Origin of the sequence: Pseudochelatococcus lubricantis (assembly GCF_011762225.1) — a bacterium.
GTDB lineage: Bacteria > Pseudomonadota > Alphaproteobacteria > Rhizobiales > Beijerinckiaceae > Pseudochelatococcus > Pseudochelatococcus lubricantis.
Map to the genome: position 1 here is coordinate 35985 of NZ_JAASQI010000013.1, position 26007 is coordinate 61991.

At 60.2% G+C, this 26007-nt stretch carries 22 protein-coding genes and 3 pseudogenes; 12 read left to right on the top strand and 13 right to left on the bottom strand.

The genetic code is table 11. The features are described from left to right. Nucleotides 1-69: 69 nt before the first annotated feature. The 5 genes from FHS82_RS19690 (at nucleotide 70) to FHS82_RS19710 (ending at nucleotide 4901) form a co-directional block, all read left to right on the top strand. Complete coding sequence (locus tag FHS82_RS19690) at nucleotides 70-1401, top strand: ABC transporter substrate-binding protein (protein WP_166956117.1); 1332 nt, start codon at nucleotides 70-72, stop codon at nucleotides 1399-1401. Between the two features lie 140 nt (nucleotides 1402-1541). After that, nucleotides 1542-2405, top strand: coding sequence for an ABC transporter permease subunit (locus FHS82_RS19695; protein WP_166956124.1), 864 nt, complete (start codon nucleotides 1542-1544; stop codon nucleotides 2403-2405). Next, nucleotides 2402-3250: a carbohydrate ABC transporter permease gene (locus FHS82_RS19700; RefSeq protein ID WP_166956129.1), complete on the top strand. Its 849-nt coding sequence runs from the start codon at nucleotides 2402-2404 to the stop codon at nucleotides 3248-3250. Before FHS82_RS19695 ends, FHS82_RS19700 begins: the two co-directional genes overlap by 4 nt. 56 nt (nucleotides 3251-3306) lie before the next feature. Beyond that, a complete protein-coding gene (locus tag FHS82_RS19705; protein ID WP_166956135.1) occupies nucleotides 3307-4305 on the top strand; it encodes a dihydroxyacetone kinase subunit DhaK in 999 nt (332 codons plus the stop codon). Further along, nucleotides 4305-4901 (top strand): DAK2 domain-containing protein, encoded by a 597-nt coding sequence (locus FHS82_RS19710; RefSeq protein WP_166956141.1) that lies wholly within the window; start codon nucleotides 4305-4307, stop codon nucleotides 4899-4901. The genes FHS82_RS19705 and FHS82_RS19710 overlap by 1 nt, the downstream gene beginning before the upstream one ends. 148 nt (nucleotides 4902-5049) lie before the next feature. Here the strand turns inward: FHS82_RS19710 and FHS82_RS19715 are convergent. Both FHS82_RS19715 and FHS82_RS19720 read right to left on the bottom strand, forming a co-directional pair. Next, nucleotides 5050-5373 (bottom strand): annotated as a pseudogene (locus FHS82_RS19715) (IS3 family transposase); the annotation flags it as partial. A gap of 50 nt (nucleotides 5374-5423) precedes the next feature. Beyond that, nucleotides 5424-6404 (bottom strand): LysR family transcriptional regulator, encoded by a 981-nt coding sequence (locus FHS82_RS19720; RefSeq protein ID WP_417715125.1) that lies wholly within the window; start codon nucleotides 6402-6404, stop codon nucleotides 5424-5426. Between the two features lie 399 nt (nucleotides 6405-6803). Here FHS82_RS19720 and FHS82_RS19725 point away from each other — a divergent pair, with 399 nt between their 5' ends. From FHS82_RS19725 to FHS82_RS19740, 4 genes and pseudogenes are all read left to right on the top strand, one after another. Continuing rightward, entirely contained in the window at nucleotides 6804-7856 is a 1053-nt protein-coding gene (locus FHS82_RS19725; protein WP_246225460.1) for an ABC transporter substrate-binding protein, read from the top strand. Between the two features lie 116 nt (nucleotides 7857-7972). Continuing rightward, the gene (locus FHS82_RS19730) at nucleotides 7973-8968 is read left to right on the top strand and encodes a FecCD family ABC transporter permease (RefSeq protein WP_343042636.1); all 996 of its coding nucleotides are present in this window, start codon (nucleotides 7973-7975) and stop codon (nucleotides 8966-8968) included. Nucleotides 8969-8970: 2 nt separating this feature from the next. Further along, nucleotides 8971-9774, top strand: a complete 804-nt coding sequence (locus FHS82_RS19735; RefSeq protein ID WP_166956161.1) for an ABC transporter ATP-binding protein — start codon at nucleotides 8971-8973, stop codon at nucleotides 9772-9774. 228 nt (nucleotides 9775-10002) lie between these two features. After that, a pseudogene (locus FHS82_RS19740) lies at nucleotides 10003-10173 on the top strand (Rid family hydrolase); the annotation flags it as partial. Nucleotides 10174-10192: 19 nt separating this feature from the next. Here the strand turns inward: FHS82_RS19740 and FHS82_RS19745 are convergent. The 8 genes and pseudogenes from FHS82_RS19745 to FHS82_RS19780 form a co-directional block, all read right to left on the bottom strand. Then, on the bottom strand, nucleotides 10193-11158 hold the full coding sequence (locus FHS82_RS19745; RefSeq protein WP_166956164.1) for a zinc-binding dehydrogenase: 966 nt from the start codon (nucleotides 11156-11158) through the stop codon (nucleotides 10193-10195). 34 nt (nucleotides 11159-11192) lie between these two features. Next, nucleotides 11193-11625 (bottom strand): annotated as a pseudogene (locus FHS82_RS19750) (alpha/beta fold hydrolase); the annotation flags it as partial. Nucleotides 11626-12243: 618 nt separating this feature from the next. Next, on the bottom strand, nucleotides 12244-13086 hold the full coding sequence (locus FHS82_RS19755) for a CPBP family intramembrane glutamic endopeptidase (protein ID WP_246225461.1): 843 nt from the start codon (nucleotides 13084-13086) through the stop codon (nucleotides 12244-12246). A gap of 182 nt (nucleotides 13087-13268) precedes the next feature. After that, on the bottom strand, nucleotides 13269-13889 hold the full coding sequence (locus FHS82_RS19760; RefSeq protein WP_166956167.1) for a glutathione S-transferase family protein: 621 nt from the start codon (nucleotides 13887-13889) through the stop codon (nucleotides 13269-13271). Between the two features lie 108 nt (nucleotides 13890-13997). Then, nucleotides 13998-15740, bottom strand: a complete 1743-nt coding sequence (locus FHS82_RS19765; protein WP_166956170.1) for a monovalent cation:proton antiporter-2 (CPA2) family protein — start codon at nucleotides 15738-15740, stop codon at nucleotides 13998-14000. Further along, on the bottom strand, nucleotides 15728-16117 hold the full coding sequence (locus tag FHS82_RS19770) for an alpha/beta fold hydrolase (RefSeq protein ID WP_166956173.1): 390 nt from the start codon (nucleotides 16115-16117) through the stop codon (nucleotides 15728-15730). The genes FHS82_RS19765 and FHS82_RS19770 overlap by 13 nt, the downstream gene beginning before the upstream one ends. An 87-nt stretch (nucleotides 16118-16204) precedes the next feature. Then, the gene (locus FHS82_RS19775; RefSeq protein WP_166956176.1) at nucleotides 16205-17245 is read right to left on the bottom strand and encodes an Atu2307/SP_0267 family LLM class monooxygenase; all 1041 of its coding nucleotides are present in this window, start codon (nucleotides 17243-17245) and stop codon (nucleotides 16205-16207) included. A gap of 217 nt (nucleotides 17246-17462) precedes the next feature. Continuing rightward, complete coding sequence (locus FHS82_RS19780; RefSeq protein ID WP_166956179.1) at nucleotides 17463-18125, bottom strand: hydrolase; 663 nt, start codon at nucleotides 18123-18125, stop codon at nucleotides 17463-17465. 226 nt (nucleotides 18126-18351) lie between these two features. On the opposite strand from FHS82_RS19780, the gene FHS82_RS19785 reads away from it, so the two are divergent. Continuing rightward, nucleotides 18352-19233: a LysR family transcriptional regulator gene (locus tag FHS82_RS19785; protein WP_166956181.1), complete on the top strand. Its 882-nt coding sequence runs from the start codon at nucleotides 18352-18354 to the stop codon at nucleotides 19231-19233. Nucleotides 19234-19741: 508 nt separating this feature from the next. Further along, entirely contained in the window at nucleotides 19742-20158 is a 417-nt protein-coding gene (locus FHS82_RS19790) for a VOC family protein (RefSeq protein ID WP_166956184.1), read from the top strand. Nucleotides 20159-20323: 165 nt separating this feature from the next. Here FHS82_RS19790 and FHS82_RS19795 read toward each other — a convergent pair whose 3' ends face one another. After that, nucleotides 20324-21895 carry an alginate export family protein gene (locus tag FHS82_RS19795; protein ID WP_246225462.1) on the bottom strand — a complete coding sequence of 524 codons (1572 nt, stop codon included), beginning with the start codon at nucleotides 21893-21895 and terminating at the stop codon, nucleotides 20324-20326. After that, nucleotides 21882-23687, bottom strand: coding sequence for an amidohydrolase (locus tag FHS82_RS19800; RefSeq protein ID WP_166956187.1), 1806 nt, complete (start codon nucleotides 23685-23687; stop codon nucleotides 21882-21884). Before FHS82_RS19800 ends, FHS82_RS19795 begins: the two co-directional genes overlap by 14 nt. Nucleotides 23688-23939: 252 nt before the next feature. Here FHS82_RS19800 and FHS82_RS19805 point away from each other — a divergent pair, with 252 nt between their 5' ends. Beyond that, entirely contained in the window at nucleotides 23940-24848 is a 909-nt protein-coding gene (locus tag FHS82_RS19805) for a LysR substrate-binding domain-containing protein (RefSeq protein WP_166956190.1), read from the top strand. Nucleotides 24849-24963: 115 nt separating this feature from the next. Here the strand turns inward: FHS82_RS19805 and FHS82_RS19810 are convergent, their stop codons facing one another. After that, entirely contained in the window at nucleotides 24964-25770 is an 807-nt protein-coding gene (locus tag FHS82_RS19810) for an AraC family transcriptional regulator (RefSeq protein ID WP_246225463.1), read from the bottom strand. Nucleotides 25771-26007: the final 237 nt, after the last annotated feature.

Here is a 26007-nt window from a genome sequence, read left to right on the forward strand (position 1 = left end):
AGAGACGGTTTTGCTAAACGCCGTGTCATATCCGGAGTCGAACCGGAGGATCACAGGAGGATGAACGCCATGAACAGATTTTCCAAAGGGGGCCTGTCGGCTGCTGTACTGGCCATCGCGGCCCTTGTCGCCGTGCCGGCGGCGGCGCAGACGCTGACATTCTGGACGAATCTGACGACTGCCAGTCAGGCGGACGTCATCAAGAAACAGATCGAGGAGTGCCGCGCCGGGCAGGGCGGTCTCAAGGTGAACTTCGAAACGATTCCGTTCGGTTCGATGTACACGCGGCTGATCACCGCCATGCGCAACGGCTCGCCGCCCGACATCATGAATACGCTGGAGGGAGCCGTTGCCTTCGTCCAGTCGCGTGGCGGGCTGGTGCCGGTGACGGATGTCGTCGACGAGCTGGGACGTGACGATTTCCGCGCTTCCTATCTCGATGCCGTGTCGAAGAATGGCGAGATCTGGGGGCTGCCGGATTGGGCGCTGCATCAGGAAGTCTGGTATCGCAAGGACTTGTTCGAAAAGGCGGGGATCGCGGTTCCGAAGTCGTGGGACGAACTGAAAGCGGCGGCGAAAGTGCTGACGAAGGACGAGAACGGTGACGGTACGCCGGACGTCTATGGCTTCGCCGTGCCGATGGGGCGCTCGCTTGTCGCGCCGCAAACGTTCTTCCAGTTCTTCTATGCGGCTGGCGGCACGATTTTCGATCCGAAGACGGGCAAATACGCGTTCAACGAACACCGGGAAAAAGCGGTCAAGGCGCTGAGCTTCATGCTCGATCTCTACAAGACCGCCTCGCCGCCCTCCTCGGTCGAGTGGACTTGGAACGACTTCCGCAACGGCTACGTTCAGGGCAAGCTGGCCATGACCAACGAATGGGGGGCAGTCGTCCTGATCGCGGCCGAACAGAATCCCACGATGCTTGACAACATGGGCGTCTTCCCGTTCCCCGGCCCCACGGCGGACAAGCCTCCGGTGGCATCGCTGAACGGCGGATACTACTATCTTGTGGCGCGTTCCACACCCGAGCGCGAACAGGCCGCGAAACGCTTGCTGACCTGCATGTATACGCCCGAGCGTGTGGCCGAGCGCGCCAACAGCCGCCCGATCTTCGCCCTGCCTGCGACGCGCAGCGCCTTCGAGAGTGAGACCTACCAGTCGAATGAATATGTGCGCAGGTTCAAGCCGGAGATCGAAACGATCTTCAACGAGGTGATGCCGAACTGGTATCGCTACGGACAGGAAGCGGGCCTGAACCCGCTGACAGGCCAGATAGAGGCGACCACGTTCATCGGCGATGCGATCCAGGCCGCAGCGCTGGGCCAGATCACGCCTGAGAGCGCGATCGAACAGATCGATTCTCAGCTGCAGTACCAGATCGAGATGATCGGCAATTGACCGCCAGGCCGTGGGCGGGCCGTTTCCGTCCGGCCCGCGGCCAGCGGGGTTCTGGAGCAACTATGCAGAATTCTTCAACTTTTTCCGGGCACGCTCCGCATGCGCGCGCTGACGGCCTGACGGCGGCCGGGAGCCGCGCGGTGACGGGCCTCATTTTCGTGGCGCCGGCAGTCATCTTCATGGTGCTGTTCGTGGCCTATCCAATATGGGAGGCTATCCGGCTTTCCTTCGTCGCCGTCGACGCCTTCACCGGCGCCGAGAGATTCGTGGGCCTGCGCAATTATGCGGAAATTCTCAACGCGCCGAAGCTTTGGCCGGTCCTGACCAACACGGCAGTATGGACCTTCTGGTCACTGATCGGCCAGTTTGGGCTCGGCCTGCTGGCGGCGCTGGCGATCAACCGCAACATGCCCGGGATGGGCGCGATCCGCTCGATCCTACTGCTGCCCTATGTCGTGCCCGTCATCGCGCTGGCCCTCTTCTGGCGGTGGATGCTGGACGGCTCCTTCGGCATCGTTGCCGTGAGCCTGCAGCATCTGGGGCTCCTGGTGCCCGATCAGTCACCGCTTGCCTCGCCCGAGGGGGCGACATGGAGCGTTATCCTCGCGAACATCTGGCGCGGGTTTCCCTTCGTCATGATTTCCTATTGGGCCGCACTCCAGTCGATTCCGCCGGAGCAGTACGAGGCGGCCCAGGTAGACGGCGCCACTTCATGGCAGCAGTTCCGCTTCGTGACATTGCCGAACCTCTGGACGGTCACAAAAATATTGTTTGTGCTGCGTTTCATCTGGACCATTACCTTCTTCGACATCATCTGGCTTGTCAGCAAGGGCGGTCCCGCAGGGGCGACCGAGCACTGGCCGATCTGGATCTATCAGGAAACTATGGGGTTTTTCCGTTTCGGCTACGGGTCCGCGCTTGCGGTTACGCTGGGCGTGATGATCCTGGTGGCCATTGCGCTCTATGGCCTCGTCCTGCGCGTCGCCTCGGGAGGTCGTCCATGAAGCAGCAAACAATGAAGCTGCAGGCAACCATGCAGCGCATGTCGAGCTATGCCGTTGCCCTGCCGCTTGCAGCGTTTATCGCGCTGCCGCTGGCATGGATGTTCATTTCCTCGATCAAGCCGGCTGACCAGCTTTTCTCATCGCCGCCGCGCATCCTCGCGGATCGCTGGACAATCGACTGGTATGTCACCGTCTTTCGCGACAGTGGTGCGGCGGTGTTCTTCACCAACAGCCTGATCGTGGGATTGGCCTCCACGCTTCTGTGCCTCGTCATTGGCACGCTCGCGGCCTATGCGCTCACCCGGTTCGATTTTCCGGGCAAGTCCGTATTCCTGATCGCCGCACTGGTCACCTACATGTTTCCGGCGATCGTGCTCTTCGTGCCGATCTACATGATCCTGAACGCGCTTTCGCTGATCGACACGCGGATCGGGCTGGTCATCTGCCACACGATCCTGACCTTTCCCTTCGCTGTCTGGATGCTCAAATCGTTCTTTGACACACTGCCGCGCGAAATCGACGAAGCGGCTTGGGTGGACGGAGCGTCCTATCTCGGCACTTTCGTGCGGATCGTGCTGCCGCTCTCGTTGCCGGGCATTTTCTCGGTCGCGATCTTTGTCTTTGTGCTTTCGTGGAACGAATTCCTGTTCGCCAGCATCGTGATGACATCGACCGAGCTGAAGACGGTTCCGGTTGGCATCTCGGAATTCATCACCTCGTTCGATGTGCGTTGGGGCGAGATCATGGCGCTCGGAACGCTGGCCACCGTCCCGGTCGTGGTCCTTTTCACTTTCGTGCAACGCTACTTCCTGCGCGGTGTCCTGTCGGGCGCGGTCAAGGGCTAGCGTTTCTCCGAGTTGAGCGAATTCTGATCGATCAAGCGGTCATGAGGGAAGCAAGAATGAAAAAACTGATCAACGCACCTGCCGACTATGTCAACGAGATCCTCGACGGGCTTACCTCGGCCCATCCCGGGCTGGTTCTAGGCGGCGAGAGCGGCCGCTGCATCTCCCGCCGGGAACCCGCGCTGCAAGGCCGCGTCGGTATCGCGACCGGGGGAGGTTCCGGTCATCTGCCCCTGTTCACCGGCTATGTCGGGCCGGGTTTCGCCGACGCCTGCGCCATCGGTAACGTGTTCGAGGGGCCGAATGCGCAAAGTTGCCTAGACGCGATCCGCGCCGCTTATCACGGAACCGGCGTTCTTTGCCTTTACGGCAATTACGGTGGCGACCGGATGAATTTCGACCTGGCCATCGAGATGGCCGGCATGGATGATATCGCCTGCGAGACCGTTCTCGGCACCGATGACGTCGCCAGCGCCGGCGCGGATGAAGCAGCCAAGCGTCGCGGGGTGGCGGGAATCGTGCTGCTCTACAAGGCGGCGGGTGCCGCAGCGGCGGAAGGGCGGGATCTTGCCGCGGTTGCCGCGCTGGCGCAGAAGGCGAACGGGGCGACGCGATCGATCGGGGTTGCCCTTGCGCCTTGCCGGGTGCCGACGGCGTCCGCGCCGAATTTTGACATCGGAGAGGACGAGATGGAGTTCGGCATGGGTATCCACGGCGAACCGGGGATCTGGAGGGCGCCCATTGCCCCCGCCGACAAGGTCGCGGACGAGATGGTCGATCGCCTGTTCGCCGATCTCAAGCCGGGCCGGGGAGACCGGGTGATGCCGCTGGTCAACGGCTTGGGCGCGACGCCGCTCGAGGAGCTGTTCATTCTCTGGCGGCGTGTCGAACGCCGTCTGAAGGACGCCGGTATCAGCCATGCCGCACCGCTGGTCGGAAATTTCGTCACCTCGATGGAAATGGCAGGCGCATCGCTGTCGCTGATGGTGCTCGACGGGGAACTGGAAGCGCTGATATCGGCCCCCGCCAGTTGCCCGTTCTGGAGGGTAGGATGATGGCGATCACGGCAAGCGATGTTGCAGCCTTCGTCGCCTGTCTGAGCGCGGGAGCCGCACGCGAGGAACAGACCCTCAACGCGGCGGATGCCAGGCTTGGCGACGGGGATACGGGGTCGATGCTGCGTCGGGTCTTCGCGGCGATGGCCACTGCGAATGCGGCCGGGGCCGCGACGGTTTCGGAGGCGGGCAAACGGCTCGCCGCGGCGGCGATGAAAGAGACAGGATCGAGCCTTGGCACGCTTGTTGCCACCGGCGCGATGACATTCGCCAGGGAGGCGAGGGAGATCGAAGGGGCCGGCAGGGATCCCGAGCCTGCCGACCTGCCCCGCATCGTCGCGGCGATGCGGGACGCGATCTCGATGCGTGGCAAGGCGGAAACCGGTGACAAGACCATCCTCGACAGTCTCTACGCCATTGCGGCTGCGCTGGGCGGCGGCGAGGTGAGCCGGGAGGTCGCGGCGCAGGCGGCACAACAGGCCTTGGCCGCATTCCGCGACAGGCCCTGCCGTATCGGGCGGGCGCGGATGTTTCCGGAGCGCAGCATCGGGGCGGACGATCCGGGAATGCTGGCGGCGGCGCTTCTCCTCGCCTGAGCTGCAGGTTTTCCCGACGCCGGCGCGCTTTGCGCCCCTGCCGATCGTCGCCAGATTCCCTTGGTGGCGATAGCAGAAGGGCCAGGCGCGGGCCTGTCTGCCGGACCATGATGACCCGTGGCCTGCTGCCGGCTCCGTGGACAGCATGTTAGGCCAGCATAGTCTGAGTTTCGAAATTCATCGGGCTGACATAGCCGAGTGTTGAGTGCCTGCGTCTTGGGTTATAGAAGCGCTCAATGTAATCAAACACGTCAGCCCGCGCAGCATCGCGCGTGCGGTAGACCTTCTTGGCGGTCCGTTCGGTCTTCAGCGTAGGGAAGAAGCTCTCCATCGCTGAGTTATCCCAGACATTGCCTGCCCGACTGATAGAGCAGGTGATGCCGCTGTCTGCCAGCAAGCGCCGAAACTGTTCGCTTGTGTATTGCGATCCCTGGTCCGAATGATGCAGCAGCGCATCCACTCGGTCGTTCCGCCTGGAAGTCGCGGTCGAGGATATTATCCGCGATGACCGAGCGGGCCCCGTCATCCCTGGGCTTTCCGCGCCGTCGCTGCCTCTATCAGGCGGTAATCCAGTGTTGTCTGTCGGATGATCTGTCGAAGCCATGAATGTGCGGGTTGGGCATCGAGCCTCCGATGCCACCGCATGTTGGTCGCCACGCGCGGCGCGACAAAGGGTAGTTCATCCGAAACCAGGCCGGTCCCCCTGCACAGTTCCATGGCAATTCTTCTGCGTGTAATGACAAGGACATCGTGCTGGCGCAGCACGGCTTCGCAGCCGAGCAAAGGGACGGAATGACGGATCTCGCGATGTGCATGGTGCTCCTTCAGCCAGAGATCGATAAAATCCGTATTGTCGCCCGCCGACGAGAGCCGGATATGCGGGCGGGTGGCCAGCGCCTTCAGATCGAGCGGAGGCGATGGCATGTTCTCCGCCCGACGATGCACAACCACGAAATCGTCACTGAAAAGCTCTTCGGACGCGAAACGCTCCCGTGGTTCGCGCGCGCGGCCGATGAACAGGCCCAGATCGGCCTCATCGAGCATCCTGTCGATGTCTAGCGTACCGCTCGGCCGCAACTCGGTGACCACGTTCGGAGCGGCCTTCGTGACGGCTTCGATGATCGGTGCTGTCAGCGTGACGGCGCTGGCGTTGTCGAGCGCAATGGTAAAGCGTTGCGCGGAGGTGGCGGGATCGAAGGGACCGGATTGTAGCCCAAGCTCGAAATAGTTGAGAGCCTGCCTGACCGGACCTGCCAATTGCTCTGCCCGCGGCGTCGGTTGCATGCCGCGCGCCGACCGGACGAACAGGTCGTCTTTCAGGGCATGGCGTAATCTCGCCAGGGCGTGGCTCGCCGCCGGCTGGCTCATGCCGAGCTGGTGGGCGGCCCGCAAGATATTGCGTTCGCGGAAGATACTGTCGAATACACGCAGCAGGTTGAGATCGATCGTTGAAATATTGGGATGGTTCATGTCGAAGGCGTAAGCTCCGGATGGCCGCACCATGGCAGTAACAGAAGTAGGGTTAAGATCGCCTTGATAGGATTATCTATCTGATAAAAAACATTAAACCATTTACCTCGTTCCATGGTTCATGCCACCTATCATGCATTTTATGCAGTTTATTGCAATTATAATATTCATTTCATTCATGTTGTGATGTCGAAGTTTCACTTCCGTTGGTGCCGACACTGCGCATAGATGCTCACAATCGTTCCTGAGCGCTCATCGTTCTTGTCAAGTCTTCATCCTTTCAGTTTTCAAAAATGAGCTGATCGGAATCCTTGACCGAGATGGATCGCCAGTAGTTATCGAATGATGGAGTGCTATTTCATGCAACGTTTTGGTAAAATTCTCAAGGCGGCAGGTCTTGCCGCTCTTTTTTCTGTTTGTATCGGGGCCGGAATGTCCCACGCCGCTGAGGTGACCGACGTGCTGGGACGCAAGGTCACGGTTCCGGACCATGTCCAGAATGTCGTCCTCGGCGAGGGGCGTCTGTTCTATGCCTTGGCCGTGCTCGATCGCGACGCACCGTTCAGCCGCATCGCCGGGTGGCAGAATGACCTGAGGAAACTCGATCCGAAGACCTTTGACGGCTATGTCGCCCAGTATCCGGAGGTCGCCAACATTCCCCTGATCGGCGAGGCATCCGAGGAAAGCGTCAGCGCGGAGAAGATCCTCTCGCTGAAGCCGGACCTTGCTGTCTTCAGCATTTCCGGCCACGGCCCGACCGAGCACAGCCCGATTGCCGACGTGCTGGCAAAGGCGGGCATTCCCGTCCTGTTCGTTGACTTCCGGGTAAGTCCCATCGATGGCATGCGCACCAGCTTTGCCGCGCTCGGAACGGCGCTGGGCCGCGACAAGGAAGCGACCGCCTTCCTCGATTTCTATAACACCCATCTGAAGCGCATCACCGATGCCGTGGCTTCTTTGCCGGAAGAGTCACGCCCGAAGGTCTTTATGGAATTGCTCGCTGGCGTCTTCCCGACGCCCGGTCACACCACGGGTGACGGCGGCATGGGCGATTTCATCAAGGCGGTCGGTGGCCGCAACATCGCTTCGAGCGTCGTGCCCGGCGCGATTGGCGATATCAGCGTCGAATATGCGCTGAAAGCCGACCCCGACATCTATGTTGCCACCGGCAATCGGGTTCCGGGTGTGCTGCTTGGCGCGCAGGTCGGGCCGGAACAGGCCGCAAGCTCGCTGGCGCAGGTGCTTGCCCGCCCGGAGTTCAGCAGCCTGAGGGCCATCCGCGATGGCCGTGCGCATGGCATCTGGCATGAGTTCTATAATTCACCCTACAGCATTCTGGCGATCGAGGCGCTGGCGAAGTGGGTGCATCCGGAGCTCTTCAAGGATCTCGACCCGAAGGCGACGGAACGCGAGCTTTATGCCACTTTCCTGCCGGCGTTCAAGGATACCGGCACCTACTGGATCGATGAGGCTTTGAAGCCGTGATGACCCCGGCTGGTCACAAAAGTGGCGTGACAGGGCGTGCGCTACGCCCTGTCGAGGAAAGCGGGCACCGTGAGCCTCCCCTGGCCGCCGTTTTCGACCTGCATCGGCGGCGGGTTGTGCGCCGTCTTGCTCTCATTGCCGTCTTCGCCGTGGCGATGAGCGGCGCTGCCATCGCCGATATCGTTACCGGCCCCTCCGGCCTGTCGCTCGCGGAGTTTTTCGGGGCGGTTTTCCATCCCGCGCTCGCCGATCCGACGACCGCCGTCATCGTCTGGTCGGTGCGCTTGCCCTATGCCGCTATGGCGCTTCTGGTCGGGGCCGCGTTGTCGCTCTCCGGAGCCGAGATGCAGACCATTCTCGACAATCCTCTGGCGAGCCCGTTCACGCTCGGCGTCTCCTCGGCGGCGGCTGTCGGGGCCTCCACCGCCGTCGTGTTCCATCTCTCCTTGCCCGGGCTGCCGCAAAGCTGGGCCGTATCGGCTCTCGCCTTTGCCTTTGCCTTCGGTTCGGTCCTGCTCCTTCAAGCAACCACACGGATCAGCGGAGCCGGCAAGGAAACGCTGGTCCTGCTCGGCATTGCGCTGGTGTTCAGTTGCCAGGCGCTGGTCGCCCTGCTGCAATTGATCGCCCCGATCGATGTGTTGCAGCAATTGGTATTCTGGATGCTCGGCAGCGTCGCCCGCGCGACTTGGGATAAGATCGCCATCCTCGCTGCTGTCCTTCTCATCGTCATGCCTTTTTCGATGGCAGCGGCCTGGCGGCTGACAGTGCTCCGGCTGGGGGAGGACAGGGCCTTGAGCTTCGGCGTCGATGTCCGGCGGCTGCGGTTCGCGTCGCTGTTCCGCATCAGCCTGATGTCCTCGATCGCCGTCGCCTTTGTCGGGCCGATCGGCTTTATCGGCCTTGTCGGGCCGCACATCGCCCGGCTGCTGGTTGGCGAGGACCAGCGGTTCCTGCTGCCGGCAAGCGCTCTGGTGGGTGCGTTGCTGCTGTCTCTGGCCTCGATCGTCAGCAAGATCATCATGCCGGGCATCATCGTCCCGGTTGGCATCGTTACGGCACTGGTCGGCGTGCCTGTCTTCATCTCCCTCATTCTGAGACGGAAGTCATAGACATGGAGCCTGCCGGCAAGAACGAACTCATCATATCGGATGTAACCCTCGGCTATGGCCGCGTGCCGGTTATCCGCCATTTTAGCTTGCCACCGCTGCGGCGCGGCTCGCTCACGGCACTCATAGGGCCGAACGCCGCCGGCAAATCCACCCTGCTGCGCGGTCTCGCCGGGTTGGGCGATATCACGGGCAGCGTCCGGCTCGATGGGCAGGAGTTGGTCGGGCGACCGCGGGCGGAGCGGGCGGCCCGTCTTGGCTACATGCCTCAGACACTGCCATCCGGGATCGGCCTGTCGGTTCTGGAGACGGTTGTCGGCGCTCTGCGTGCCTCGCCTCCCGCGAATACTCGGACGGAAAGCCCGTCGGCGGCCCCTATTCAGCGGGCCTATGAGGCGCTTGCCGAGATCGGGATCGCGGAACTCGCCAACCGGAGCTTGAGCGCGCTGTCCGGTGGCCAGCGGCAGATGGCGAGCCTTGCGCAGGTGGTCGTGCGCAGACCGGAGGTTTTGTTGCTCGACGAGCCGACCAGTGCGCTCGATCTGCGCTATCAGGCGCTGGTCATGAAGCAGGCGGTTCGTCTGGCGCGTCAGCATGGCATGATTGTCCTCATCGTCCTCCACGACATAGCGCTTGCCGCGCAGTATGCCGACCAGATCGCCATTCTCCACCAAGGCGCGCTGCATGACTTCGGCACTCCGGCGAATGTCGTCACCAGTGCCATGCTGGCAGCGGTGTATGAGGTCGAGGCGCGTGTTGAGCATTGCACGAAAGGCACGCTGCAGATCATCGTCGATCAGGCAGAGTGAGTTTCTAGTTGTTCATTTGAATGCGGCCATCCTTGATGGTTCTGTTCATCAATTTAACCTGACTTTAGCGTTCCCCATAGTGCCACGTTGCTTCGCGTAAACGGGCGCTACCGCATCCAGATGTCGAATGACGATCTCCATTCCTATAGGCGGCACCGCCGTCGCCGTGTGTCGGTTGCGCACCGGCAATGACGAAGGACGATGAGCTGACAAAACCCCAGGCAATTTCTTTTTGTTTCAGGGCAAATTGGCAGCCGGGGCGATGGAACATCTGAACCTGATTTCGAACGTCAGGTTCAGCTGGCCTTCGACAATCTCCAGGCCACACTCGACGCCGCAGGCTGCACGTACGATGATCTCGTGGACGTCACGACGTTCCATACGGACCCGGAGAACAAGTAGATCCTGAAGCTTTCCCTCATCCGCCGACTGTCAGGACGGCCTTCCCGCTGAACTCTCTCTTCAGAAGTTCGCGGGCCGTTTTATCGATTCTCGTCCATTGTGCGGTTCGTCCGATAACCGGGCGCAAACTCCCCTCCGACAGGCGGCGGGCGAGGTCGGCAAGAATGGCCGATCCATCGGCCGCCCCCTCGGGCCGGGTCAACTCATCGATCAGGAAGAAGCCGTAAAGAACCGTGCCACCATACGCTCCGCCCGACTGTAGACGGAAGCGACGGGCGTCAAAGGTCGTGAGCGTGTCCTGTGAAGCATCGCCGAAGAGAACGCAAACGCCGCGCGGCGCCAGCCACATCAGCGCTTCGCCCAGGAGAGTGCCCCCAACGCCCTCCAGGATCAGATCGTAGGGGCCGCCTTTCTCGGCTGCTTCGAGACCGACTGCGATCTCTTCTGCGCCAAGGTTGCGTAGGAATTCCGTATTTGCCGCGGCCCGTACAAAGGCTGTCACATGCGCGCCCGCAGCCGCTGCGAGTTGGACCGCATAGACGCCGACACCGCCCGTAGCCGCCGTGACAAGAACACGACTTCCCTTGCCGATCGCCTTCTTCTGCAACGCTATGGCCGCGGTGAGCCCGGCGACAGGAAGAGTCGAGGCCGCTTCGAAACTCACGCCATCGGGGATTTTGGCCAGCCGGCTGGTCGGCACGGCTACGCGTTCCGCCCAGCCTCCTCCCCACACCAAGCCCACGACGCGATCGCCCGGCTGGAACCCGGATCCTTTCGGTGCGCTTTCCACCACGCCCGACAGATCCCATCCGGGCCGGTCGCCGTCGACACCTTCGTGAAGTGCTGCTCGAACCTCACCGTTGTTCAAAGAGAAGGCACGAACCGCGACAATTGCCTCGCCCGGCGCGGCTCCAGGTTCTGTATGCTCGGCAAGAACGAGGTGAGTTTCTGGACCCGTCTTTGAAACAGTAACAGCTTTCAATGTAACTCTCCCGATTCAGTATTCGATCAGACTAAGAAGGTAGTGATTTCCAGGCTGGTTCACCGGATTCCTCCGCCAAGGCGGCCTCGGTGATCGGCCGCTGGCCGGCCGCCATTAGTGCCGACGTTTCGGCCGGAATATCGTGAGCGAACTGGTCGCGGAACTTTGTCTGGTCGATATAGAGGTCGGCACCACCGTCAGTGAGCTTGACCGGGGTCGCAAGCCTATCCCCAAGCGTCCCGCCAGGAAACATGCCAGCCAGATCGGATGCAGATTCGCCAGAGTCTGCTGCGAAGGCAGCCACATACACGAGTGACTTGACGTTATCATGCCCATTCGCGGCGTTAGAGATAATCTGGCCTCCGTATGAATGACCGACGAGCACCACCGAACCCCTCGATGCTCCCGATGACGTCGGAGACGAGGCGTGTATCATTAGGGACGCTGCGCAACGGATTGGCGACGGCTATCGTCTTATATTGAGTGTTGACACGCGATGCTTGCGCATAGTTGCAGCAGCCGAATATTGGTCCTTATCGACGGCACTCGCGCCGGCTAGGATCGCGCCTGCAGCGCTCCCAGCGTGCGTGATCGGCCATAACCTGAGCGTTTCTTGCAATTTCTTGCGTCATTCGGGTCTGTTCGAGCGACTTCAGTTGCGCGTTGTCGCGTCGGCGCTGTTGTTCCAGCATGCAGTCCGTATAAGCGCGAGACCCATAGGAAGCTCCAAAGCTCTGGCAAGTACCCGCGTCCCTATACCGCCGTTCTTCAGCCGACACACATCCTGTGACAGCGAGGCCGAGCAGGACTATAGAGAATATGGTTAGCGCAGACCGACGATGTTCGACGGAAGGATATTGCGGCATTCTGTTGATCTCCTTTTGAGAATGAGCGCGGGCGGTCCATGCGCAACGCAAGCGAGGCACACCGGGTGCAAGCGCGAATGAGAGGAGGTAATGTCTGTTCAAACTGATTGTCCTTTATTTGAGAGGACCCGCGCGCAGTCGGCAAAGCTGTGCGGAAATCGATTCCGTTTAGCCACGGACTCTGCTGCGGGTGATGGCAGCGGCCAAAGTCCTCGCGCTTTATTGCATTGGCGAGAAACCCAAGGCCGACGCGAAACTATTGGCGCCATTATAAACGCAATGCAGGGTGACACAGGGCCAGACCGATCCCGTTGCCCGGAAAAGGACAGCGGATAGAAGACCGACCATGATCGCGACAGGCAGGATCACGCTGACGCCGTGCGCGAGCCCGAAGATGATTGAGCTCAGAACGATACCGGCAAAGGCGCCATAGCGGTTGAGCGCATTCGCAACGACGCCTCTGAACAGGATTTCCTCGCCGAACGGCGTGAAGATGGCTCCGCCGAGAAAGGACAAGACAAAGGGAAGCGGGCCGCCGCGGGCCGCTGCATGCAGGATACCTTGAGGGTCGTTGCTCCCGAACCACGTCAGGTATGTGAACTGTATGATCAGGTTGAGGCCATAGGCGATGATCCCCGCTCCAATGGCGATCATGCCCCAGCGGGGGGAGACTCGTCTGAACCCGAACGGGCCGAGCGCCCGTATCCGCAGGCCGAATGCCGCGGCGAAAGCACCGACGCCGACGAAGCCGCCCGCAGTCGAACCGACAACCCCGAGAAGAACAGGATCGCTCTGAGGAAGAAACCCCAATAGCAGGCCGAACGAGACAAGAAGCAGTGCATACACCGCGAGTCCTATCAGTATCTCCGGCCAGCCGGGTCGTTTCCATCGATCATGTGTAATCATTGTCAACCTCAGGTACTTCACAGCTCCCAGGAGAGTTTCGGCATAATACCTGTCGGCATTGAGCTGCATCTGCCGCCATGCCTCATGCTCTTGCGGTGACGGCGTTGGATAGAGCGCGTTGAGCGGCGTTCCCTCGCGCACGGCGGTATGCAACATCTCCTGGGGTTCGGCGCTGATTGAGGTGGGGACGGGGATTCTGCGTTCGTCTACGCGGACGCCCTGTCAACTAGACGGTTTTCGGCTGTCTACCATTGGCGACTTCTCCCAATCCATCTGATCGGAACGCGCTCTAGAAATCGACGTTGGCGGTAATGCCGGTCGTCAGCCCCGCTCACCGCTCAGCCTTCGGCCTCACGCGCGAGCACCTTTTGCACTGCCGGATCGCCGGCCAGCCTGTCATGAAGCGCTTGCACGTTCGGATATCCTTCCAGGCCGCCCGGCAGAAGCTTCAGCGCCCAGCGGATCATCGGGAAGGAATAGGCGTCGATCACCGAGCGCGCGCCATCCAGGATGTACTCCCGTCCATCGAGGTGGCGGTCGAGAATACCGAACTGCTTCGCGACAAGCTTGTGTCCGGCTTCTACCACCGCCTGCCGGGCCGTTTCGCTTGTGTCGCTTGTGTAGCGGGAAGGCATGAAGATCGGCCAGAAGGCGGCATGGACGTCCGAAGTAAAGAAGGCGGACCAGCGATGCGCTTCGGCCCTGGCGCGCAGGCCATCTCCGCCGGCAAGCCCAGCCTCGGGGTGCTTGTGTGCCAGGTAGTCGAGGATCGCGCCGGCCTGCGTCAGAAGCCAGCCGTCCCCTTCACGAAGCGTCGGGACGGCACCGGCGGGATTTACTGCGAGAAGCTCCTTGGAGCCATACTGCACCTTGACCGCCTCGTAAGGAGCGCCGATCCATTCGAGAGCGACGTGCGGGGCCAGAGAGCAGGCACCTACGGCGTAGTAGAGTGTAGGCATGATTTGTCCTCATCCTGTTGTTCGACTCCGATGGAATTTGCGACGGAGCCGAGACGGTTCACTGCACAGATGGTCACGTCGGAGTGTGCATTCGCCGAAAGTCTGACATCACAGCGGCTTTCGGACGGGTTGAAGGAGCAGTCGGCTGCTGCCCGACATGGTGTCTCCGTGAACCTGCTCGGCCAGGCGTTCGGCATCGCGCCGACGAATGTCGGTGGCGGCGGCTTCAACATCGGCTTCCCCGTAGCCCAGCGCCCGCAAACCTTCCGCTCCCATCAGGTAGGCGGATTCGACCGTTTCGCGGATCTGGTAATCGACTCCCGCTCGGATCAGATCTACCGCGTGTCCACGATCGTAGCTGCGGACAAGAAGCTTTGCCTGGGTGAACTCGTGTTGCGCCAGCTCCACGATCTTCATCGCGGCCTTGGGGTCGTCGACACAGACCATGATCGCATCAGCTTCCCCGGCACCGGAGTGGTGCAGCGTATCGAGCCGGGTCCCGTCGCCGAAGAAGACCTTGAACCCATATCGCCCGGCATCGCGAATGCGGTCAGGGTCCTTGTCGATGACAGAAAGCTCGACGCCCTGCGATAAAGGTATCTGTGATGCGATCTGACCGAAGCGTCCAAACCCGACGATAAGGACCCGCCCCTTGAGATCATGGGCGGGATCGATGCCATCCATCGACGCTTCCGTTCGAAGCAGAAGGTCGGTCGCTATTGTGAGCAGCGGGGTCAGCACCATTGACAGGATCACGACGGTAGCGAACAGCGCATTCTCGCGTGCATCGATAACGCCGCCTGCCATCGCTGCTGCATAAAGGACGAAGGCGAATTCGCCGCCCTGGAGGAACATCGACGTACGATGCAGGGCCTGATGGTTCGAGCTGCCGAACAGACGCGCGACCACATAGACCACGGCGCCCTTCGCGACCGTGAACGCGCCCAGCATGGCCAGCAGAAGCGGCCATTCGGCCGCGACGATCGAAAGGTCCAGCGACATGCCGACAGCAAGAAAGAACAGTCCCATGAGCAGACCGCGAAACGGCTCGATATCGCTTTCGATCTGGTGCCGGTAGCTCGAACTCGAGAGCATCACTCCGGCGAGAAACGCGCCCATCGCCATCGACAATCCGGCGACGTCCATCAGCAGCGCTGCGCCAAGCACCACCAGCAGCGCACCTGCCGTCAGCACTTCGCGGGTGCGCGCGCGTGCCAGCAAGGTGAAGAACGGATTCAGACCCCAGCGCGATATGCCCAGAAGCACGAGCAGGGCCGCGACGGCTATGAGGGCGTCCGTCCATCCTGACTGTCCATGCGAGAGCGGCGAGAGGAAGGCGACCACCGCCAGGAGCGGCACGATCATCAGATCCTCAAACAGCAGGATGGCAACCGACTTCTGTCCCTGTGCGCCCGAAATCTCGCCCCGATCCTGCAGCACCGATATGATGACGGCGGTTGAGGATAAGACAAAGCCCGCCCCGGCGATGAAAGCGACGGTCGCGGATAGGCCGAGGAGCATCGCGCCCGTCAGAGCAAGGACGGCTGTCGCGGCGAAGACCTGGACAAGGCCCAATCCGAAAATCTGGGTACGCATCGCCCATAACTTGTTCGGGCGCAGTTCCAGTCCGATCACGAACAGGAACATCACCACCCCAAGCTCGGAAAAATGGAGGATGGATTGGGTATCGGTGAGCAGCCCCAGCACCGATGGCCCGACAAGAACGCCAGCGGCGAAGTAGCCGAGCACCGATCCCAGCCCCAGCCGGCGGAACAACGGCACAGCAACAACAGCGGCTCCCATCAGCACGACTGCCGGTCCAATCGTTTGCCCCAGGCTCACTTCAGCCATCCACGTGTCTTTCCCATCAGCGCGGCCTTCGACGCACGACCAGGCCCGCTGCGAGCGATGTAGCGGATCACCCGGCCGCCGCCCGTCGAGTGCCCGACGTGAACCGCGTCCTTCAGATCGAGCTCCCGCACCAGCTCCGCGACGTCGGACGCATATGTGTCCATCTCGTTTCCAGTATCGGTCTGCTCGGTGCGACCATGACCGCGCCGGTCATGTGCGATGACGCGGTAGTCCTTGCCGAGGAGGAACAGCATCTGGTTGTCCCGGTCGTCCGCGCTCAGCGGCCAGTCAAGATAGGACATGATGGGCCGGACTTCGCGCGGACCCCGATCCTTGTAGAAGATCCGGTTTCCCTCCTGCGTCGTAAGCGTCGTCATGGTGTTCTTTCCTTTCCTCAGATTTTCGGATGGGAAGACCGGGTTGCCATCTATTCCCGATGGCGAGCTATTTGTGTTGAGGCCTCCTCATGCCTGCACCACAGCCGCACGAACGACTGGCGCCACTTCAGTACCCAAAAGCTCGATCGAACGCTTCATCGCCGCCGTTTCCAGAGAGGCGGTGCTCATCTGAAAGGTTATGCGGGAAAGGCCGCCCAGCACCCGGCTCGCCTGAAGCATCTTCTCGGCAACCGTTGCCGGAGCGCCGATCAGGAAGGCGCCTCGCGGGCTGGCCATGTCTTCGAACTGCTCGCGTGTCGGGGGCGCCCAGCCACGTTCGCGACCGACCTTCGCTGTCAGATGCGACCATCCAGGGAAGAAGGCATCCCTGGCGGCTGCGTCTGTCTCGCCGACGAAACCCATCGCATGAATGCCCACCCTGAGCTTTTCGGCATCGTGCCCCGCGCGCATACCGGCCTCGCGATAGAGATCGATGAGCGGGCGAAACCGTTCAAAGGTTCCACCAATGATCGCCACCATCAGCGGAAGGCCGAGCGCGCCGGCACGCGCGAAGGATTGCGGCGTACCGCCTACACCCATCCATAGCGGCAGCCGCCGCTGGTGGGGCCGCGGGAAGACGCCCTGGCCGTTCAGCGCCGGACGGAATCGGCCTTCCCAGACAGGATTGTTTGTCTCTCCAAGCTTTATGAACAGGTCTAGCTTCTCGGCGAAGAGTTCGTCATATGCCCGTGTGTCCAGGCCGAAAAGAGGAAAGGCCTCGCCGAACGAACCTCGGCCGACGACGAGTTCGGCGCGTCCTCTGGAAATCAGGTCAAGGGTTGAGAATTCCTGGAAGACGCGGACAGGATCGGCGGCACTCAATACTGTCACCGCACTCGTCAATCGAATCTTGCTGGTACGCGCCGCTGCTGCGGCGAGTATGATCGCAGGCGCGGAATCGAGGAATTCGGCGCGGTGATGCTCGCCGATGCCGAAGACATCGAGCCCAACCCGATCGGCGACCTCGACTTCATCAAGAAGTTCGGCCATGCGGTCGGTCGCCGAAGGGAGCTTTCCTGTCGTCGGATCAGGAAGGATCGCGGCAAAACTGTCGACGCCAATTTCCATGAATACTCCCTCCATAATTCATTGTTCGATATGGGCGCCCCATGAGGATCGCTGTTGAGTTGGTCATTCCGAGCGACAGGTTGCCGTTCATTCCGTTTCCGGACGCGCGATGCGTCCTTAAAGACATCTTCTTGATCCTCGGAAAGGGGGAGGGGTGATGAGACTCGACGAGCAATCGGGGGCGTTCGCCGTCGCATAACCCCGCCACCCGCCCCGATCAGCCGCCCGACGGTCCAGCGGCACCGACCGGGGTGTTGAGCAACTGCTGTTCCCAAAGATACGCGATGCCGCTGCCGCTGAAGTGCTCGATGAGAATCTCGGTCAGCTCCTCGACATGTTCGGTGCGTGCCCAATCGCGTTGCCATTCGCCAGCGAGCGCCATCACGGTCATCACGTTCGCGCCGGCCGCGATCATGCGCTGCACGGCGACTTCGTGAGACTCCTTCGAAATCCCTCCCGACGCATCGGTGATCACGGTCACGTCCCAACCTTCGCCGGCAGCCTGGATGACAGGCATCGCGACGCAGACCTCGGTCCACAGGCCGGCGATGATCAGCTGCTTGCGGCCGGTCGCCTTGACAGCGTTGACCACCTTCTCGTCCTGCCAGGTGTTCACCCACGTGCGATCGATGACTTCCTGGCCCGGAAATACGTCGGTGATCTGCTTGAAGAGAAGTCCACCGCGCGCCGCGATCACGCTGGTGAGAATGGTCGGCACCTTGAAGGCTTTCGCCAGCTTCGCCAGCGCGGTCGTGAGGTTGACCACGGCTTGCGGATCGTGGCTGTTCAGGTTCGCGAGCTGATAGGGCTGGTGGTCGATCAGAACGAGGACCGAGTCTTCCGGCCGAAGAAGCGAATCGAGACCGTTACGAAAGGTCATGGAAACATCCTTTGCTGACGTTGCGGGCTGGGTTACTGGAAAGACGGGCGGCGCCTCAGACGACGCCTCAATTGACACTCTCATTTCTTGTTATGGCGCGGTAGCATCCTTTCCCGCGAAGCTGTGTCGCGAAATGAGGAACGCCAACGTCGACACCGTCGTTTCTATTTGTGATATGATCGGATTGCTTCGAGCACTAAACCGTCGCGCGTACAGGAACGTTGATTTGGACATCGAAGACCTGCGGACCTTCGTGGAAGTTGCCGATGCTGGCGGGGTTTCGCCCGCCGCGCGGCGGCTCGACATATCCAAGTCGATGGTCAGCCGGCGCCTCATTCGGCTTGAAAAGGAATTGGGCGTGCAGCTGCTTGCCCGAACGACGCGCGGCGCCGCCCTCACGGAGGCCGGGATCACCTTCCGCGAACACGCCGCAAAAGTCTGCGCCGAGATCGACATTGCCAGGGAGGCGATATTACCTGGCGGCGACCTTCGCGGTCGGCTGAGGATCGCAGCTCCGCTTACATTCGGTCCGACGCATTTCGCCCCGGTGCTCGCATCCCTGGCGCAGCGTCATCCGGAGTTGCAGGTTCAAGCCAGCTATACCGATCGGTTCGTTGACCTGATCGCAGAAGGTTTCGACTGCGCGATACGGGTCGGCCATCTTCCCGACTCCAACATGCTGGCAAGGCGCGTCGGCTGGACCTCCGCCAAGTACGTTGCAACGCCGGACTACATCAAAAAGCACGGCTCGCCCGAGACGCCGGAGGAACTTCTCACGCATGAGGTTGTCATGCAGGGAACTGAAACCTGGTTGGTGATGGATGGGGACAAGATCGTCACGCTGAAACCGCAGGGGCGCTTCAAAGCCGACAATGCCGTGGCTCTCGTGGCGGCAGCACTTGCCGGGATTGGGCTAGCCGGTGTCCCTGAAGAATTGATCAGGGAGCATCTGGTTTCCGGCGCGTTGGTTCCGGTCATGACGCGCTATCCGCCCGCCAAATTGGGCATCTATGTCGTCCGGCCGCCAGGGCTGCATCCCTCACGCAAGATACGGGTGCTCACCGAGATGCTAATCGAGTGCTTTGAAGATTTTTCGACACGTCGTTAAGAATAGTTGTTCAGTATCAGAGTTTGCTGGTGCCCTATTGAGCCAGGCATGGAGGGATGCATTCAGGGAAAAATTCTGCACGGGAGCGCACGCACGACAGAGGCGAACCGTCGGGCAATACAAAATATAGCCAGGAGATACTGAGGGTTATTCCCAAAATTTAGCATGATAGCCTTGATAGGCCTCCCGTTCTGCGTTTTGCAACAGCGTTTCGCATTTGGGGAGACTATCCTGCCCGTATATGCTGGGCTAACTTCTACGCTGCACGAGTAAAATCCTGGGCAAGCCGCTTTCGAAATCGGTGTTCAACGGGGCTTTTATTGCAAAGTAAAGTGTAGTTCCCACTTTCCCGCATGCGTGGCAAAGTTTGCCTTGATCGGAGGAGAGGTGGGCGACCTGCCTTGGGAAGTTGAACCTCGTTTCCGGCAGCGTACGTAGTCCCGCAACCATTGCAGGGATGGTCTCTCGAACCGGATCTGGAACGAGAAAACTAAACCCAGGAAATCACATGACAAATTTCGTCCATCGCCTCCATCATGTCGGTGTCGTTGTCAACGACCTGCAGGGCAGCCTTGACTGGTATCGAGATAAGCTTGGTTTCGAGCACCAATATAGTTTCACTCTGCCTGGCGCGGAGGTGGCCATGCTCGTTCGTGGTGAAGCTCGACTGGAGATTATTCAAGTCGAAGGCGCTGCCCCCATGTCAAAAGAGCGAAAAGAAATCGAAACATTTCTGAAAATCCGTGGTATCAACCATTTTGCGCTCATTGTTGATGATCTGGAAGAAGCTGTAGCCGCTCTTGCGGCAAAGGGCGTTGAAATAGTTATACCTCCGTCCTCCGTACCCAACCATTCCGGTGATCGCTTCGCTTATATCCGCGACAATGAGAGGATGCTGGTCGAGTTGTTTCAATCGGCGTCTTGAGAATGGGTTCTGCGATATCAGCCCAAGAATGCCTATCCAGCTTTAATGCCTATCCAGCTTTCCTCATTGTGCAACGCCGCGTCTGCATATGAGACGACCGATCCATCATCCCTGGATGTTTGGCACAGCGAAAGGCCGGCACCGGTGCGTATGGCTGTGCATGCGCTACCATGAGTATTTCAGTTCCGCTCGAACATAGTTGCTGTCACGGCCTCCGGCGTCGCGAAGCGCCGAGCCGACCTGGTAACGGACGGCCTCCAGCGACCCCGCGAGATTGGGATTGAAGCGGTAGTCCGCCTTGACCTGTAAATAGGCTCCGGTCCATGCCGACCCCTGACCCGCCGTGCCGGCCACGGGAAGGCTTGGCAGCGTGTAGACAGCGTCCTGTGTCGTCTGTCGCCAGAGCAGTCCGACCCCAGCCATCAGGGTCAGGTCTTCTGTCGGCTGAACGGTGACCGATGGTTTGATGTGGACGAGGTTAGCGTATCCGGTATGACCGCCGAGCGAGAAATAGAAGCCGTTCGGAAACAGCGGATTGAAGGTGCCGAGCGTGCCATCACTTGCGTCCCGGTCGCCCGACGCCACGTCGAACTGCATACCGATCCGCGGCGACCAGGTGAGATCCTCGAAGGTGTAGCCGGTCCTCGCACCCACGGCCCAGGCCAGAATGTCGGCTGAGCCGACCTTGCCAATCTGTCCCATCGCCTCCGCATCCCAGTCGAAACCGGCATATTTGCCGGCCGTCCGGATATTGAGGATATGCCTGTCTTCCTCACCCGACGCGGTGAGAAAAGTGGCGTTCTTGCGCTGATAAAGCGCGTAGTAGGCCGACGCCACGACCGTCGGCGAGAGCTGCCGCTCCACGCGGGCCCCGCTGAACATTGCATCGCCGCTCGATCTATCATCGAAAGGGCGGTCGTCCCAATACTGAACGGGCCGGCTGACAAGACCATAGAAGCGCCATGCGTCCGTCTCCCACCCGGCCCAGACAGCATCGAATGACTGGCGGACATTCGGCCCATCGCGTACCGACACGAACCGCTCCAGATCAAACGCGAAGTCTTGACGGCCGACCCTTACCCTGAACGTTCCGGCGTCAGTCTTCTGCGTATAGCCGATGAATGCTTGCCGAAGATCAAATCGGTTTGCGTCGTTGGGGCCGATCACTTTCTTGTCGAATGCACGCACATCCTCGAACTGCGTGAACACTTGCCAGTTTTCATTCAGGTGAGCATCGATATGGAACTGCGCGCGCTGTAACCAGTAGGAGTCTCTGGGATTTGCACGCACGGTTCCGAAAGCCGGCGCATCACTGACTTCGAATATTTCACGCAGATTGAGCCCGAACGAGATGTAGCTGTGGGGATTGGAGGAAAACAACGGAATGTATTTGAGACTGTCCAGCGGCTGGGTCCGCAGTTTCGGATCCGCGAGGACCGACCAGTCCTCCCGCGACCGGTCGGCTTTTATCGAGGGTCTCTCCTGCTTCAAGCGAGCATCATCCGCCAGGGCGGGCCGGTAGTCCCATTGAGCAAAGGCGAGGGCAGCAAGCGAAAGTAGCAGTAACCGCCCCCCGGAGAGGGACCGGCGCGCAACTGCTGATCCCACCTTCAGGCGATGGTGCTTCCAGCACAGTAGGGAACGGCCATGCGGCGAAACCGGAGTCCAAGGAGCTTTTGAAATGGAACTGTTGGGGAAAGCGGAGAAAACCATTTCGCGGGATTCATTTTTCCCCATGATAGCTGCCGAAGTATTTTACGGGTGACCAGGCTGGAAGGATTTCGGGCAGTTTTGGCGAAAGAGCGCTATAGTCCTGTGCGCCATACACGACCTTGCCGTCCATAATCGTTAGGACAGACGATATAGAGCTGATTTGCTCTTCCGGCACGGCGAAGTAATCCCTGTCGAGAACGGCGAAGTCAGCCAGCTTTCCCGGGGCGATTGTGCCTAGTTCGGCTTCTGCATTCATGAACCAGGCTGCCCCACTGGTGAACAGCTTCAGCGCTTCAGCACGGGAGAGCCGGTTGTTATCGGCGAGAACCTCCGAACCGGACACGGACTTGCCGGACACCATCCAGCTTATCCCGACCCAAGGGTTGAACGTGGCTGCCCGGAAAGCGTCGGTGGTCATGGCCAGAGGGATGCCGCTATCCACGAGTTTGCGCAGACGCGGCGTCTCCAACGCCTTCTCGCGACTGTATGTCTTGATGAAGCCATCGGCGTGCAGCGCCATTTTGGCGTCCAGGGCGATACCGCCCCCCAGCGTCTTCACCCGATCGATGTTCTCCGGGCTGATGGTCTCCGCGTGTTCGAGACTCCATTTCAGGCCATGGAGCGGGATCGTTTCGTTCACCTTTTCAAGGCCATCGAGAAAGGGCGAGATGTTCTCGTTGTAGCTAACGTGCATGCGGAACGGGATGCGCCGCTGGACGAGCTTCATCACATCCTGCTCGACGAAGCGCCGCATCTTCTCGGGCTCGATGATGACCGCCGGACGGTCGAAGTTCTCATGATCGTGCACTTCCCCGCTCAGAACCTCCCCGGCACCGCGATATTCATGGCCATGTGCCAGGGTGGGGTGCAGGTTTTGCCCCGGGCTTATCGGCGCCGTTTTCGTGATCGCCTCGATCTCCAGATCCACCATGTTCACCGGCCCGCCGTCGCCGAGTTGCAAGTCCACAAAGGGCATCCGCACATTGAGGCGGTTGTCTCGTGCGAGCACGGCTACCCGCGCCTGGGCCTCCGGGTATGGCCACCTGCCGCCGTTATCGATGATCGAGGTCACACCGGTCCGGTTCAGACCATGAACGCTGTAGACTATCGAACTCACTTGTTCGTCGAACGTGGGCTGCGGCACCATGCCCTCAAGAGCAAGAAACAGCCAAGTATAGCCGTGGACAACGCCCGTGGGATTGCCGTGGCTGTCCTTCTCGAATTCGATGTCTGGCACCTTTGGGAACCGCTCGGTGCCCACGCCAAGCGCTTCCATCGCCTGCTTGTTCAAGAAAGCGCGGTTATAGGCATATTGCACAATCATGGGATGGTCGGGCACGGCCTCGCGCAGCTCGGCCAGCGTGGGAAAGCGGTTCTCCTCAAATTGGTAGGGTGACCAGCCTCCGATCACCTTGACCCACTGCCCCTCAGGCGTTCGTTGGGCCTGCTCGCTGAGCATGGTCAATGCACGACGCAGCGTCGGCACGCCATCCCATCGAACACTGTAGTTATAGGCCAGGTCGTTGAGGACGTGCGTATGAGCATCGATGATGCCGGGAATGAGTCTCCGACTGCGTGCATCAATCACTTTGGTAGCGGAATTCTTTAGACCGAGAATGTCCACATCCGATCCGACGGAATAGATGCGGCCATTCCTGACGGCTAAAGCAGAAGCTTCGGCCTGCCTCGGGTTTCCGGTGAAGATCTTTGCATTGATAACGATCAGATCGGCGTCGGGTTGTTCTTGCGTGGTTTGCGCCTGAGCCGCAGAGAAAGAAGAAATCGTCACAAAGGCGATGAATAAATTTTTGAGCATTTTACCCTCGTTCGACTGATCTTACGAATTGCGGTGATGTGGAAGCCGACGTTTTACGGATGCGTGCGATGGACGAAGATGTGAATGGAAGCCGTTAGAAAGATTACGAACTAATTCCTATATTGGCGGTTCGTGAGGCACGGTGCGAGAATGCCCTCATGGGACAGACAGCGGCAGCGAAGTTGTCATTCCCTTCCTTGCCTTGGTAGCCCTCGGTCGTGTGAAGCCGTGTTGCAAGATAAGGAACGCCTTGTGGAACTTGAGGATCTAAGGATATTTGTCGAAGTTGCTCATGCGGGTGGAGTGTCGTCTGCCGCGCTGCGACTGGGCATCTCGAAGTCGATGGTTAGCCGGCGGATCACCAGGCTTGAGGAGCAACTCGGCGCACAGCTATTTGCAAGGACGACCCGTGGGATAGCGCTCACGGAAGCAGGCGCTACCTTCCGCGATTACGCAGCCAGGACCGCCGCCGAATTGGATCTGGTGCGCGAAACGATCCTGCCTGCCGGTGAGCTTCGAGGCCGCATGCGCGTAGCCGCGCCACTGTCATTTGGCCCGAGCTATTTTGCTCCTGTGCTCTCCCAGATGGCCAACCGGCACCCGCAACTACAAATCCTCTCTTCCTATACTGATCGCTTCGTAGATCTCGTGGGAGAGGGCTTTGATTGCGCAATTCGGCTGGGGCATCTGTCGGACTCGAACCTCGTCGCGAGACGTATCGGACCGATCTTTGGCAAGCTGGTTGCCAGCCCTGCTTACATCGAAGCTCACGGTGCTCCCGCAACACCAGACGAGATTATGAATCACCAAGTCGTTATGCGGGACGCCGAGAAGTGGCAATTCATGAATGACGACGAGATTGTCACGGTGCGTCCTCAGGGACGCTTCATAGCTGATAACGCAATATCCCTCGTAGCGGCCGCTCTGGACGGAGTTGGGGTCGCCTATCTGCCAGAACCGCTGGTCGCGGATCATATTAGTTCGGGTGCGCTGGTGCCAATCATGACGCATCATCCGATTCCGCCAGCCGGGATCTTCGTCGTGAGGCCGCCCGGCCAGTATCCCTCTCGAAAGGTGCGAACCCTCACTGAGATGCTGATAGAACGATTTGGAACCCCGCCCCTTAGCGAGGCCGCGTCGGCTAACGACAAGGTATTTTAACGATCGGTGCAGGGGAGCAGCATTCCGTGCACTGATGGCGTGAGACCCGACTGAAGCGAAAACGGTGCGAAGCCGCTCTAGAATCTGTCCTGTTTACGTTGAAACAGGACAGATTCTATGAGACCTGTGTGCGCATAGCGCGGCGATAGTTGCTGGGGCTCATGCGTCTGTGTTTCATGAAGATGCGCGCCAGAACCTGGTTTGATGAATATCCCACTTCCTGTGCGATCTCGGTGACGGGAAGGTCTGTTCGCTCAAGAAGCTCGCAGGCTTTCTCCAGCCTCAGTCGTGTCAAATAGACCCGTGGCGGCACGCCGACGCTCCGCTTGAACATGCGCGAGAAATGAAACGTCGACAGGCGCGCCTCTGCCGCCAGTTCGTCGAGACTGATATCCTCCGACAGCCTGGCGCGCATCATTTCTATGCACCGCCGTTCTGCCCAGGCGGCAAGACCGCCCCTGACAGTCACGAGCGGGGAGCCAATCAGACGGCAGAGCTCCGCCAGAATCTCGCAGCCAGCAGCCTGGGCCAGAAGCCGCGAGGGGACCCCTTCCTCGTCACATAGCTGCCAGAGATGCTGGATCGCCGATCGTATCCTCGGTGACGCGAAGCTTCCCCGATAGAGCGAGTGAGAACCGAAGAAGAAAGTGCCGCCAGCAGCCTCCTCAACAATGCTCTGCCATCGCGATACTGGAAAGGACAGACTTCGAAGCTGATGACGCTTTTCAACGAGGACCGTATTGGCAAAGTTCGGCGCAGCGACGAAAAAACCACCCCTCTGGCTGATGACATCGAAGCGTCCGGCCCCGAGATCGCCGATCACGCGGCTGCCGCCCGACAGGTCTTGATATAAAACGAGATCGGGAACAGCAGGATCCGACATGTCCCCTGCAGGCTGGGCTGCCTCAAGCAGGTTCAGCATTCCTCCAGGAGATTTCATCGTTCGTACATAAGATGCGAGGTGCCCCTCGCTATACCACTGAGCAAACGATGAATAGGTAGGCGCGGTCATTGTGTGCCTCTAACGCCAGAATCTGTCCTGTTTACGTTGGAACAGGACAGATTCTAGGTCGTAGTGAGGAATTAACAAAGGGGATTCCCAACTTCGGGAGATCGTGATTCAAGGCTACATTTTGGAGCTCAGCCAGATGAACGATCA